Origin of the sequence: Alishewanella sp. BS5-314 (assembly GCF_025377695.1) — a bacterium.
GTDB lineage: Bacteria > Pseudomonadota > Gammaproteobacteria > Enterobacterales > Alteromonadaceae > Alishewanella > Alishewanella aestuarii.
In genome coordinates, this window is record NZ_JACEHJ010000001.1 from 735,214 (window position 1) to 748,130 (window position 12,917).

At 51.1% G+C, this 12,917-nt stretch carries 11 protein-coding genes and 1 tRNA gene; 6 read left to right on the forward strand and 6 right to left on the reverse strand.

Annotation, left to right across the window (positions count from 1 at the left end; genetic code table 11):
- Positions 1–139: 139 nt before the first annotated feature.
- From msrA to H1D31_RS03385, 3 genes are all read left to right on the forward strand, one after another.
- The gene (msrA, locus tag H1D31_RS03375; protein ID WP_261256052.1) at positions 140–1,435 is read left to right on the forward strand and encodes a peptide-methionine (S)-S-oxide reductase MsrA; all 1,296 of its coding nucleotides are present in this window, start codon (positions 140–142) and stop codon (positions 1,433–1,435) included.
- Positions 1,436–1,731: 296 nt separating this feature from the next.
- Positions 1,732–1,926, forward strand: a complete 195-nt coding sequence (locus H1D31_RS03380; protein ID WP_261256054.1) for a hypothetical protein — start codon at positions 1,732–1,734, stop codon at positions 1,924–1,926.
- Entirely contained in the window at positions 1,923–2,315 is a 393-nt protein-coding gene (locus tag H1D31_RS03385; RefSeq protein ID WP_261256057.1) for a PRC-barrel domain-containing protein, read from the forward strand. The genes H1D31_RS03380 and H1D31_RS03385 overlap by 4 nt, the downstream gene beginning before the upstream one ends.
- Before the next feature lie 118 nt (positions 2,316–2,433).
- On the opposite strand, the gene H1D31_RS03390 is transcribed toward H1D31_RS03385, so the two are convergent.
- The 4 genes from H1D31_RS03390 to H1D31_RS03405 form a co-directional block, all read right to left on the reverse strand.
- Positions 2,434–2,781, reverse strand: a complete 348-nt coding sequence (locus H1D31_RS03390) for a BON domain-containing protein (protein ID WP_261256059.1) — start codon at positions 2,779–2,781, stop codon at positions 2,434–2,436.
- A 195-nt stretch (positions 2,782–2,976) separates the two neighbouring features.
- Positions 2,977–4,410: a YfcC family protein gene (locus H1D31_RS03395; protein WP_261256063.1), complete on the reverse strand. Its 1,434-nt coding sequence runs from the start codon at positions 4,408–4,410 to the stop codon at positions 2,977–2,979.
- A 4-nt stretch (positions 4,411–4,414) separates the two neighbouring features.
- Positions 4,415–5,287, reverse strand: coding sequence for an N-formylglutamate amidohydrolase (locus H1D31_RS03400; protein ID WP_261256066.1), 873 nt, complete (start codon positions 5,285–5,287; stop codon positions 4,415–4,417).
- Between the two features lie 42 nt (positions 5,288–5,329).
- Entirely contained in the window at positions 5,330–8,080 is a 2,751-nt protein-coding gene (locus tag H1D31_RS03405) for a TonB-dependent receptor (RefSeq protein WP_261256069.1), read from the reverse strand.
- A gap of 112 nt (positions 8,081–8,192) precedes the next feature.
- Between H1D31_RS03405 and H1D31_RS03410 the strand changes: the two genes are divergently transcribed.
- Both H1D31_RS03410 and H1D31_RS03415 read left to right on the forward strand, forming a co-directional pair.
- Positions 8,193–9,101 carry a LysR family transcriptional regulator gene (locus H1D31_RS03410; RefSeq protein ID WP_008950860.1) on the forward strand — a complete coding sequence of 303 codons (909 nt, stop codon included), beginning with the start codon at positions 8,193–8,195 and terminating at the stop codon, positions 9,099–9,101.
- 139 nt (positions 9,102–9,240) lie between these two features.
- Entirely contained in the window at positions 9,241–9,735 is a 495-nt protein-coding gene (locus H1D31_RS03415; RefSeq protein ID WP_261256074.1) for a hypothetical protein, read from the forward strand.
- Positions 9,736–9,755: 20 nt separating this feature from the next.
- Here H1D31_RS03415 and H1D31_RS03420 read toward each other — a convergent pair whose 3' ends face one another.
- The gene (locus H1D31_RS03420) at positions 9,756–10,169 is read right to left on the reverse strand and encodes a GNAT family N-acetyltransferase (protein WP_261256077.1); all 414 of its coding nucleotides are present in this window, start codon (positions 10,167–10,169) and stop codon (positions 9,756–9,758) included.
- 549 nt (positions 10,170–10,718) lie between these two features.
- Positions 10,719–10,795 (reverse strand) — tRNA-Arg (locus tag H1D31_RS03425).
- Positions 10,796–10,943: 148 nt separating this feature from the next.
- Here H1D31_RS03425 and H1D31_RS03430 point away from each other — a divergent pair.
- On the forward strand, positions 10,944–12,854 hold the full coding sequence (locus H1D31_RS03430; protein WP_261256081.1) for an ATP-binding protein: 1,911 nt from the start codon (positions 10,944–10,946) through the stop codon (positions 12,852–12,854).
- The last annotated feature ends 63 nt before the right edge of the window (positions 12,855–12,917 follow it).

Sequence of the window (12,917 nt, forward strand, 5' to 3'; positions counted from 1 at the left end):
GCTGGCGAAAGCGATCAGTTAGTCTTAACATAGCCGACAGTTCTCGCCCCGCATCCGCTACACTTAACGTGGTGGTCCCAATGCCCGGTTAATACGTAAGCAACAGCACGCCGCTGGCATTTGCGATCTGGGGGGTAAGATGAATCGGCAGCTTGGTATAAACCTTGGGTTCTGGCGGGGCCTGACACTGATAGTCGCTCTGAGTGTCAGCGTGGCAGTCGTCGCCGACACTAAGGCCTTTAGTGCAATCTCTGAGCCGCAAACTGCCACGCTGGTAGTCGGCGCCGGTTGTTTCTGGGGTGTTGAGAAACGCTTTGAAGCCACGCCGGGCGTAACAGACGTCATAGCCGGCTATGCCGGCGGCAAGGGAGTGCGGCCGCTGTATCGGGAAATCACCCGGCAACGGCACAAATTTAACCCCAATAATCATGCCGAAGTGGTACAAATTCACTTTCAGCCGCAGCAGGTCAGCCTGCAGCAGTTGCTGCAACAGTTTTATGAAATGCACGACCCAACGCAAAGTAATCGCCAGGGTAATGATGTCGGCACTCAGTACCGCTCGGTAATTTTTTATCAGGATGAACAACAAGCCGCCGTTGCCCGGGCGGTAACCGCAAGCTACCAGCCGTTACTGACCGCAGCAGGTTTTGGCGCTATTCAAACGCAAATTCTGCCCTTGCCCGAGTTTTTCCCCGCTGAAGCGTTTCATCAGGACTATCTGGCGAAAAACCCGAATGGCTATTGCCCGGATCATGCCACTGGCGTGCGCTTTAACCCGGATAGCGCACCGACACAGCTGGCGATGGACAATAGTGCCCTGCTACAGGGTAAGCAGATCCTGATGCTGGACTCACCCGACTGCCCTTACTGCGATAAGTTTAAAGCCGATGTAGTTAAGCATTATCAGGGACCAGTGCCGCTGCATCTGCGACAATCTTCTCAGTTACAGGGGCTGCAGCTTAGCACGCCCAGCGTTGCCACACCGACCTTATATTTTCTGGAGCAGGGTAAAGAAGTGTTTGCTATTCAGGGCTATCTGCCTGCCAGCGATTTTTACCGGGTGCTGGGCCACTTTAGCCTGGGCGAACAAAGCGAAGCTTACCGGGTGGCGTTTCAAAGCGGTACCGACCGGCCGTTTTGTCAGCAGTATGAGCAATTTCGCAATACACCGGATGGGGTCTTTGTTGATGCGCTAAGCGGTGCCGCACTGTTTGATACCAAAGATCGCTTTAATTCCGGTACCGGTTGGCTGTCGTTTACCCGGCCGGTCGCCGGCGCCGTCACCACCCGCCCCGACTATAGCCATGGCATGGTAAGAACCGAGGTATTGGCCGCGGTCTCCGGCATTCACCTCGGGCATGTATTTAACGATGGCCCCAATGGTCAGCCGCGCTACTGCATTAATGCGACGGTGCTGAATTTTGTGGCAAGGTAGTCACCCCGATCAGCCCGGCCAACACTTCACCATCCGCATTGCGCGTCTTTACCCTGAAGGCGCGTAAAACAGACAAACTAGATAAATGTTGCTGTTTCATGTCTAACAGAGCTAACCCCCTTTTGGATTAAGATCGATTTAACAAGATACCGCCAGCACCAAAATAACCTGACATAAGTTAGCGAGCGAACAGAGCCGCAAGACGCTTTTTACTATCGTAGGCACTGCACCCTGCCTTGCCATGCTTCATGCTGGTTGGCAGAGCCTCAGTGAACACTGTAATTGGAGCATTCATTATGAACAGGAACCAAACCAAAGAGCGTTCTTCAAGCGAGCGAAACAAAGACCACGATACTTCTGATAAAACCAATCGCGACAAGCAAGATCATGAGAAAAATGCCGACAAGAAACGCCAAACTGAGCGACAAAAAGCTAAAGACAATGCTGTGTTAGCTGATATTAATGACGACGTAAAAAGGGGTAAAAAATGAACTACGAAACGACACAACCCAATCGTGCAGCCGAGACTACAGTATTTGGCTCTGGTGCAGCGGTACTATTAAGTGCGTCATCAATCACCAGTGATGATGTGGTAAATAGGAAGGAAGAGAAACTTGGCAAGCTTCACGACATCATGCTGGATATTGCACAGGGCAAAATACGTTATGCTGTGCTATCTTCCGGTGGTTTTTTAGGCATGGGTGACCGCTTGTTTGCTATTCCCTGGAGCGCACTATCATTGGATGCGGTAAACAAGCGTTTTATTCTGGATATTGATGTTGAACGCCTGAAAAATGCACCAGGGTTTAACAAAGATAAATGGCCAAATATGGCTGATACCGCATGGGGCTCCGCAGTCGAGTCTTACTACGCCAGATAAACCACTCGAATGCGTAACGTTTATCAGCCCGAAAGTGTAACGCTGGATAAAAACAGCGTTACTTTTCTTTTCGCATTTAAGGATTGGTGTTATTAGTGCAATTTTGACTGAAATACCGTTAATTTTTGACCTTTAGCTGGTTGTTCACTGCGTGCACACCCGAAGTTGCCGCTACGATCCTGCCTGCATGCTCGCGCTGAGCCTCAGTTTCCACGTCGCCTGACAACTTTACGTCTCCCTTGCGGGTTTCTACGGCAATCGTCAGATGCTTTAACTCCACATCTGCCAACAGCATAGTATGAACCGCTGTCGTGATTCTTGCATCATCCCCAGCCCCATCTTCTGTAGCCACCGTGAAATCAATCGGACCAGGTTGCGTATTTGGTCCAGGGTCACAATTAACTAATGCTAAACTACCTCCTAACACTACACCAAGTGTAATTAATGAACGTTTGATTGTCTGCATGATAGGCTCCTGCCCGCTGCCAAAATGCAGCGTATTTACCATTCTCCTCTAACACCTCAGCTATATCAGTGCGCTAACAAACAGAGCCACTGTTAAACCTAAGCTCTTATTAGCGTGGCGAACACTAAGGTGTGGGAATGAAGCATCGCCGTGCTGACAAGCCCATGGCGACTTTGGCCAGCGATGCGACAAACGCTAAAAACCGACATATACCGCAAAAAATAACATCAGGCAGGCCAACACGATAAAAATCAGCACCAGCGGCAGAATAAATCTAGCCCAGTCGGTCCAGCTCACCTGAGCAGTAGCCAAATAGGCCAGCAAGGTACCGGAGGTTGGGGTAATCATATTGGTTATGCCATTACCGAACAGAAATGTCAGCACTGTGGTTTGTGCTCCCACGCCGGAAAGCTGACCTATAGGCCCCAGGATCGGCATACTGACCGCCGCCTGACCAGAGGTGGAGGGGATCATCACATCCAGCAGTAACTGAGACACAAACATCCCCAGCACAGCCAGATAGGAGTTATCCTCTCCGATGATACTGACCAGACCATGCACTACCGCATCAAGGACCTTGCCGTTTTCCAGCGTGATGGCAATAGCAAAAGCAACACCAATCAGGATACTGGCCAGCAGGATTTTCTTCATCCCTGAGACAAAGGCATCGGCAGCGCCACTGGCTCCCAACCCGCTACAACAGGCCAGCAAGATACTCATACCGATATAATAGGCAGACAGCTGCTGATTTTTCCATTGCCAAGTATTGGAGGCATAGACCAAACCGGCGATCCCAACCAACATAATCAATAACATAACCAGGTGGCGCACACTGAGTTTTCGGCTGTCAAAACTGATCTCCAGCTGTTTTTTAAACCCGGTTTTTTTGATCACCCACAGCATATACGCAATACCAAACACTAAGAAAACAGCGAAAAACAACGTTCTCATCCCGGCACCGCTGAAGATAGGTAAACCGAGGAGTGGCTGCGCAATAGTCAGTGGTAAGGGGTTGGTAATAGAGGATAGATATCCGACTTTTACAGCAATGGTCAAAATGGCCAAACCGATCAGATTTGACATACCCAGCCGGCGTGCCAGCTCAACCATCAGCGGAATAATCAGCAAATACTCCGAAGCCAGGCCTAAAAAGGTGCTGCCCAGCGCAAACATGGTCATCAGAAAGATCACCAGGCCGTAGACATTGCCTTTTACCGCACTAATTAGTCGCTCAAGCCCGGCATCGACAGCACCTGATTTATTCAGAATGCCGAACATACCGCCAATAATCAGTACCATAAAGATCAGTCCGGCTCCCCGCTGCAAACCTGCGGGTATCGCTTGCAGCACATCAACTACCCCCACAGGTCTGGCTTCACCTGCCGGCGCCTGGGTAACCGAGCCAAACAGATTACTCAGAGAACGGTCTTTTTCAATTACCTGATAACTACCCGCTACCACCAAACCATCAGTTCTTTGATAGCTCCCCGAATCGAGTAAATAGGTGAGGCTAGCGGCAATAAGTAAAATAAACAGCAACACCACTATCGGGTTTGACCCGGAACGCGGCGCTACAGCGACACTGGCAGCAGGCTCAACCGTAGCGGAAACCTTGGCTTGATCTGACATTAATTCACCTCTCGGCCAGTGCTGGCAAGCGCTGGGTAATATAAGTACGGATTGCGGCCACCAATTGCTGCAAATCATGTTGTAGCTTGTTAAAGCCCTGATGTTTCATGAATGTTTGCTCATTCATATACAGCGCCCGGTTGATCTCAATTTGCACACTGTGGATCTGCTGCGCGGGGGCGGCGAAACACTCGGTTAAATAGCCCCCTTTATAGGGATAATTTACACTGACACTATACCCCCTATCCTGAAAAAACTGCACAATCAGGCCGGTGAAACCCGGTTCAGCAGATTGCCCGTCCTTATCGCCGATCACGATATCGGCTCTGGCCTGCCCCTGATCGATATTCATGGCGTTACCCTGCGATTTCATCGAGTGACAATCAATATGCCAAACCGCGCCAAACTTCTGATGTAAGGCGCTAATTTGCTCTGACAGACAATGATGATAAGGCAGATAATACTGTGCGATACGCTGCTGCACCTCGCTAACCGCGAGCTTCTGGTCGTACATCGGCACGCCGGGTAAAGCAAAGCGGCGTAACAACCCCATCCCTCTTTTACTGTAAGTGGTAGGCTTTAACTCGCCGGGCCATTCACCGGAAAGCAGCTCAGGATCGATATCATCCACGGCCCGGTTCAGATCAATATACATCCGTGACGCTCTGGCGGCGATCAGGGTCGCTCCTGCCAAATGGGCAGGCTGCCACAACTCATCAACAAAGGCATCCCAGCCTGAACGTAACTGTACCTCGGACGCTAAACACCGGAAATCGGCCGGAAATTCCATACCGCTGTGCGGCGAGTCGAAAATCAGCGGCATAAGGTTGCCGGCAGGCAAAAATAACTTATAGCCTTGTGTTAACTCTGTTCTCATAATACATCCAATACCGGGCACCCTTTGGGTGCCCCGGCGCGGTTAAAAGTCGTAGGTCAGCTGTAAATAGTAGAAACGGCCCACCGCATTGTAGGTTTGCTGATCAAAGTTAATATTGACGTTTACCAGCGAGGTTGGAGGCTGTTTATCAAACAGATTATTAATCCCTGCACGTAGTGACAGTCCTTGCTCAAATTTATAACCGGCAGAAAGGTTGTGATACACCATAGAGCCGATACTTCTTGGCTGATTCGCGAAGGTTTCCGTGGTATCACCGATATAACGCAGGTTATAGGCCGCGCTCAGATTATCTTTGCGCCATTGGGTGGTAAAGTTACCGCGCCATTTAGGATAGGCCTCCCGTACTCCGGCAAAGCCTTTTTTGTCGGTGGTTAACTCAGAGCCGTCCGCCAGGGTTGAAGATTCAGCAAACTTATTTAACTTCGAGACACTGGTACTAAAATCCCAGCGGCCGATGGCGGTATCCAGGTTGTAACGGATTACGGTATCAATACCCGACACCTCAGTGCGGTTCAGGTTAACCGGCCCATCCACCACATTCAGGATCTCCCCCGATCCGGCACGGCTAATCACATTACAGTTACGCCCGGTAAAGGCACACAGGTCTAACAGGTTCTGCGTGCCAAAGGTGCTGATGGTGTTATCAATTTTGATATTGTACCAGTCCATGGTCAGGCTGAATCCTGACAGCCAGGCGGGGGTGTAAACCAAGCCGGTTGAAATATTCTCGGATGTTTCAGGGGTTAGCTGATTATTGCCACCAATGGTGATCGGCACATTGGCATCAGTCTGGGTGTAAGAGGCGGGCACACCGGCACAACCAGGCAAACTGCTGTTTGCCGCACAAGGGTCATTGACCGGAGCAAAAGATGCACGTTCCCCTTCATACAACTCCAGAATAGAAGGCGCCCGGAAGCCTTCTGCCCAGGTAGCTCTTAACATCAGATCACTTACCGGCCGGTAAAGCAACCCTACCTTGCTGTTAGTGGTGTTACCAAAGGTACTGTAATTGGAGTAACGGCTGGCCAGATTGAGTTCCAGATATTCAGCCAGTGGTTGTGCCGCCAACAGGGGAATATTCAGCTCCAGATAGGCCTCGGATAAATCATACTCACCGACGGTGCCGGTGCGTGGCGCTGAGGAGGTGGTTTGATAACGATTCACGCGCGGTGCCGCATTAATGACGCTATCCGGAGTGTCGGTACCCTTTTCTTTGCGGTATTCCGCACCGGCAGCCAGCAACAGATCGCCGGCCGGTAGCTCGGCCACAGCATTGGTCAGGTTAAAGCGCAGGTGTTGCTGCTGAGTTTGGTTACGATCGTCACCCGTGAAATTAATGTATCGCACCATATCAGCGGTAAGAGGGTTAAACATATTTACCGGTACACAGCCAACCAATAAATCGCTGACATTCGCGGTTAAACCGGCCGTACCGCAGGCCCGCATGCCCAACGCCAGTTTATCCAGATGTAACTGGTTAGCGGACGTAAAGGTGCCCTCGTTCTTTGCCACCGAGGCAAACATATCCCAGCGCCAGTCACCCGGTAAAAAGCCTTCAATTCCCAGTCCGGCGCGGCTGGTTTTGACTTCCTGAATGTTACGGCGCAAGCCGTTATCAACAAAGAAGTTATTCAGCGAGAAATCATTACCGGAGAATTCGACACCAAAAGGGTTCACTCTGGGATCATTAACAATCACAAAGCCACGGGCACCTGTTACCGTAGGAATAACCGCTGAAAACTGTTGGTCAGACTCACGTTTGTTATGTAACAGCTCGACCCGCAACCGGGTATCCTGAAATACCGCAGTATCGGGTAACTGGAACAGTGCCTGTCCATACAGGCTTAAGCGCTCATTTGGCCCAACCACGTAGTTATCGTGGTAACGGTTAAACCGATCATTGGTGGTTGCCGGGCGCCAGCTTGCCAGATTATTACCATCTGAGCCCGGCGCACGGGTAATGCCCTGCGCAGGGATCGGGAAATTCAGTACCTGTGCCAGGTTAGCTTCCCGAAATAGCCCTTCGGCAGTACCCAGTGATAAGCCATTTAACGGAATAGCCGTCAGGGCCCGGTCCTGAGTCAGGATCGGCTTTTGATCAGAATAACTGGCGGCAAAAAACAGGTTATGCCTGCCCCAATCACGGCCGAGTTTCAGATCAAGATTAACGGTTTCACGATCCTGCTTCGATGTTTGTCCGGCATAGGCTTTAAGCTGGGCGCCGTCATAGTCTTTCACGGTATGAATATTCACCACGCCGGCAATAGCATCGGCGCCATAAATAGCCGTGGCACCGTCCTGCAGCACCTCAACCCGCTCGATAATGGCATAGGGGATGGTGTTTAAGTCGACAAAATCTCTGAACCCCCGACTACCGGCGCCATTAACCCAGCGGTTACCGTTTACCAGAATTAAGGAGCGGTTTTCACCAAGATTTCTAAGGTTGATACTGGCCGTACCGTGGCTGGTACCCGCTGAACCATTGTCATTTAAACTGGCACCGACACTTGGCAACTGCTGCAGGATCTCGCCGATCGACATCGCGCCTTTGATATCCATCTCTGAGCGTTCAATAGTTTGGATCGGGCTACCTTCGGTTTCGCCACGGCGTAAAATTCGCGAGCCGGTTACCGAGATCACTTCTACGGCTTTTTGCTGCGCCTGTTCAGTCGCTGCCGCATCCTGCGCCCTGAGGTGTGCACTGTTCATCAGCAAGGCGGTACTGATCGCCAAACTGAGCACTGAGATTGGGTAAAGCGGTTTGTGCTGCATAGTTATCCCCGTTGCTTTTTATGTATGGGTTATTGTTTAACCAAAAAGCTAGCAAAGCCGCCAAAGCTATGCAATATTATGATTTACTGTTATCAACCCATAACAAAACGTCATGCAAATAGCGCATTTGAATCTGCGAAGCCTGCAGGCATTTCAGGCCATTATGCAAACCGGCTCTGCTACCGCTGCAGCTAAACAACTTGGCCTGACCCAACCTGGGATCAGCCGGTTACTGGCTAGCCTGGAAGAATTGGTTGGTTTTCAGTTGTTTTACCGTGAGCACAGCCGGCTGATTGCCACTGAAGAAGCGAAACACTTAACCCCGGAAATCGATCTGTTACTTAGCAATAGCGCGCGTTTTCTGGAGCTGGCCCGTAATCTTCATAAAACAGAAACCGGCTCTCTAACCGTAGTTGCACCGGCAAGCTTTAATTCCGGCCCTTTGGTGAATGCCGTCGCCAGCTTTATTGAGAAGTATCCGCGGGTATCGGTCAGCATTGACTCGCATAATCCGCAAGTTGCCAGAGATTTGGTGGCGCAGCGCTCTATTGATTGTGGCTTTATCCAATTACCGGAAAACCATCCTGGCTTAATCAGTGTGCCCATTCTGCGCAGCCCGATGGTGTGTGCGGTACCGGCCAGTTTTGCTCTGGCCGGCAAGACAGTGATCGGCGTCAATGAGCTGCTTAACACCCCTTTGATTATGCTTGGACAAGGTCGGCCAACGCGGCAAAAGATCGATCTAATGTTTAAAGCCGCTCAGGTACAACCGCAGATCCGGCTGGAAACCCATAGTGTGGCAACAGCTTGTGCCTATGTAAAACGTGGCCTGGGTGTCGCCATCCTGAATCAGGTACTGGCTCAGCAATATACCGATGACCAGATCTTACTGATTCCACTGGAGCCGGTAATTGAGCATCAGTATGGGTTTATCTATTCCGCCTATGCCCCAATGCCAAGGCTGGTACAGGCATTTTATAAACACTGTATTGATTATTTTAATAGCACGGCCGGGGCTTAATGGTATGAGGTTTTATTTTCTTAATCATAGCTTCAAACAATACAAGCTTATTCCGGTAATTGGCGAGCCCGCGCTGGCGATTATCCAATCCTGAGCTATGCTCAAGTTCAGCTCGCCCACCTCATACAGGAGTTATTCTGTGTTTCGACGTATTCCGGTTCTCAATTTATTCACATCACTGATATTTGCTTTCAGTTTTATGGCCCATCCAGTAGCGGCCTCCCAGTTGGAGACGATGGAATATCGGGGTGCCGCAGTAACGGCGCACAAAGGACCTACTGCAGATTTCCCGGCGGAGTTTATGGATAAACTGTTGTGCGAAGGTGGTCAGAGTGGACCTTCCAAAAATGCAGGCTGCGTGCAACTCAATAGTGACGGCAGCGGCACCTGGGAAAACGATGCAGGTCCGGGGCAGCGTATGCCGCCGGCACCGGTAAGTTGGTTTATTGTTACCAATAGTGAAGGCGTTCCGCTTAAGAATGACGGTGCAGAGCGCAAAACCTGGCAGGTGATATTCAGATTCGAACAAGGGGATCGCTACAATCCACAAGGTAGTCTCTATGCCGTAGCAGCGACACTGGTACTAAGCCCGCAGAAGAGAGTAATAGTGCATAGTAAGTACCGGGATTTATAACGCCAAGTGCGGTACCAATTTCACAAGATCTTGGTCATAAAATACTTGGCGCCGCCGGCAAAGGGGTAATCCTGCTGCACCCACGCCACCCGATAACCATGGCGCTGATAAAAGGGTTTTGCCTGAAACTCCAGGGTATCTAATAACACAAAACGGCAGCCGCGATGTCTGGCAATCGCTTCTGCTTCAGCCAGCATAGCGCTGCCCAGGCCCTTACCGCGCTCGCTTTCCTGCAACCAGAAGGATTCCAGATAAAACCAGTTGCCAAAGGTGCGCCCGGCCAGCATCGCCACCACTTCGCCACGCGCATTAAGCTGCTTTAAACCTAAAGCCTGACGTTGGCTGGCATCCCAATGCTGAGCATTAAACTCGGCAATTTTTTGTTTGGCCTGCTCGGCAAAGTCGCTGCTGTTATCAACAATAAAGTCCGTCATCTGACACCAAGTAATAGTAGTAAGTGCTGTAGTGTAATGGCTGCTTAACTTGGGTCACAAGCTGGGGATGAAAACAATTGGAGATACTGTAAATACGCTATAACGTTTTCTTTCAAACATAAAAAAAGGTCTCGCTTTTTCAGCTAAGACCTTGATTTATATGGCGCACCCGTCAGGATTCACTCGCGCCATTCCTGGCGCTCGCCCAAAGGGCAGCGCTACGCGCTGTGCCAAACGGCTTTCCTGCCGTTTTACTCGTATCATCCTGATACTCGCCCCAGAGGGGCCAGCTTGCGCTGTTCCAATTTGCTCCAGGCAAATTGGTGTCGAAGAAGGTTCAAATCTGCGAGTACCACAAAACAAAAAACCGCCCTATGGCGGTTTTGACGTTTGGCGCACCCGTCAGGATTCACTCGCGCCATCCCTGGCGCTCGCCCAAAGGGCAGCGCTACGCGCTGTGCCAAACGGCTTTCCTGCCGTTTGGTCGAAGAAGGTTCAAATCTGCGAGTACCACAAAACAAAAAACCGCCAAATGGCGGTTGTTTGTTTTGGCGCACCCGTCAGGATTCGAACCTGAGACCTCTGCCTCCGGAGGGCAGCGCTCTATCCAGCTGAGCTACGGGTGCATCCAGAGCGCGCATTATAGACAGCCTTGCGGCGTAAGTCTATTGTATCTGTGTTGCTTTTTTAGGCGAACAGACGCCCTGGCATTTGAATATCGGTGCAACTGCCTATAATCTGTACTTTGCTACTGCGGTCAGGACACGCCGGCTTATGAAAACCCCACTGCCCCCTCTGAATACCTGGCAACGCTTACTGTTGGTACTGCTAACACTGGCTATGATTGCCGGTGTCGAGCTGTTACTGCGTAACGAGCAGGCACGGCTAAGTGCACTGAGTCAGCAACAACAGCTGGCGGCAGCGGATCAGGTGCGAACCCGGCTGGAAAAAGAACTGAATATCCCGTTGTACCTAACGGCCAGTTTAGCCAGTTACCTCACGGCCAAATCCGGACAGTTAGAAGCACAGGAGTTGGATATCCTGCTGGCGGGTCTGGTCAGGCAATCTTCTTATATCCGCAATATCGGTATCGCCCCCGGCAACCGCATTCTGCATGTCTATCCGCTGGCCGGTAATGAGCAGGCCATTAATCTGTATTACCCCGACTTACCACTGCAATGGCCGGCGATCGCCAGCATGATTAGTAGCCGCCGGGCGCTATTAAGCGGCCCTTTGGATCTGGTGCAAGGCGGGCGTGGCTTTATCTACCGCTATCCACTGTATCTGGAAGACGGTAGCTACTGGGGCATTATCAGCACAGTGATTGATTTGGCACCGATCTGGCAGCTTTTAACCAACAGTGCCAAAGAGTTAGGCATAGAGGTTGCGCTACGCGGCCTAACGACAGAAGGCGAAGTAACGCCAGCTTTCTTTGGCGAGCAGCAACTGTTTAACCCACGTAGTTTGCAGTTAAATGTGGCGATCCGCGGGGCTGAGTGGCAAATGGCGGTAAAAGAAGCCCCGGTTACCAGTAGTCGCCTGACGTTGCTGCGGCTTGGCTTATATGCCACTGCGCTCTGTATTTTGTATCTGCTCAGCCGCTTGCTGGCCGCAGTATACCGTTTACGCCACAGCCGTGATGCGCTGACCGAGAGCGAGCAGCGGCTACGCAGTATTTATGACAATGTACTGGATGGCATTATCACTGTCGATCGCAGTGGTCGGATCCAAACCGCTAATAGCGCCTGTAGCCGGATCTTTGGCTACAAAGCCGACGCCTTACTGGAGCAGAAATGGACCTTTTTACTCGCCAATGCTCAGCAAGTTGAGCAGCAAATTGAACAACAGATGCAGCAGGCAAACCCGGAGCAGCAACAACTGGAATGTCAGGGTTTGCGGGCCGATGGTCAAAGCTTCGAATTGCTGTTGTTTCATACCCCGATGCCACAGGCACACTATTATAAACTGCTGGTACTGCGGGATATTACCGAGCGCAAACGCATCGAGCAGCTGCAGAATGACTTTGTTGCCACTGTCAGCCATGAGCTACGCACGCCACTGACTTCAATTAATGGCGCCCTGAGCCTGGCGGTAGGTGGCGCTTTGGGCCCGTTATCGACGCAGCAGCAAAAAATGCTGGAGATTGCGCAAAACAATTGCCGGCAATTGCATCAGTTAGTTAACGACTTACTGGATTTTGAAAAACTCAGCAGCGGTAATATCCCGTTAAAAATACTGCCCTTTGACCTGTTACCGTTACTGCAGCAACTGAGCCAGCAGCTGGCAAGCAGTCAGCAGCGGCAATTCGAACTCACAGCCGATGCCGCCACTTATCCGGTGCTGGCCGACGAAGCCCGGGTGCGCCAGGTATGTCTGAATCTGCTCTCCAATGCCCTGAAATTCGCTGAGCCGGATACACCTATTACCCTGCACCTGCTAACGCATGCACAGCAGGTGGAACTACAGGTGGATGATATCGGCAAAGGGGTGCCCGCAGCCTTTGAGCCAATGCTGTTTCAGCGCTTTGCCCAGGCCGATAGTGCCAGTAGCCGTGCCCAGAGCGGCACCGGCTTGGGGCTGGCAATTAGCAAGCAGCTGATCGACAAAATGCATGGCGACATTGGCTATCAACGCCTGGCCAACGGCAGCCGCTTTTTTATCCGCTTACCGCTGGCAAGCAGCTAAAATCGGCATTTTCGGGCTAAAAATTTGCACTGCAGGGGCTTTTGTCTTAATTTGTTGGCACTT

Coding starts and splice junctions, on each gene's coding strand:
- H1D31_RS03385 (WP_261256057.1), top strand. CDS start 1,923: ATGAACTACGAAACGACACAACCCAATCGTGCAGCCGAGACTACAGTA.
- H1D31_RS03390 (WP_261256059.1), bottom strand. CDS start 2,781: ATGCAGACAATCAAACGTTCATTAATTACACTTGGTGTAGTGTTAGGA.
- H1D31_RS03400 (WP_261256066.1), bottom strand. CDS start 5,287: ATGAGAACAGAGTTAACACAAGGCTATAAGTTATTTTTGCCTGCCGGC.
- H1D31_RS03410 (WP_008950860.1), top strand. CDS start 8,193: ATGCAAATAGCGCATTTGAATCTGCGAAGCCTGCAGGCATTTCAGGCC.
- H1D31_RS03420 (WP_261256077.1), bottom strand. CDS start 10,169: ATGACGGACTTTATTGTTGATAACAGCAGCGACTTTGCCGAGCAGGCC.
- H1D31_RS03380 (WP_261256054.1), top strand. CDS start 1,732: ATGAACAGGAACCAAACCAAAGAGCGTTCTTCAAGCGAGCGAAACAAA.
- H1D31_RS03430 (WP_261256081.1), top strand. CDS start 10,944: ATGAAAACCCCACTGCCCCCTCTGAATACCTGGCAACGCTTACTGTTG.
- H1D31_RS03405 (WP_261256069.1), bottom strand. CDS start 8,080: ATGCAGCACAAACCGCTTTACCCAATCTCAGTGCTCAGTTTGGCGATC.
- msrA (WP_261256052.1), top strand. CDS start 140: ATGAATCGGCAGCTTGGTATAAACCTTGGGTTCTGGCGGGGCCTGACA.
- H1D31_RS03395 (WP_261256063.1), bottom strand. CDS start 4,410: ATGTCAGATCAAGCCAAGGTTTCCGCTACGGTTGAGCCTGCTGCCAGT.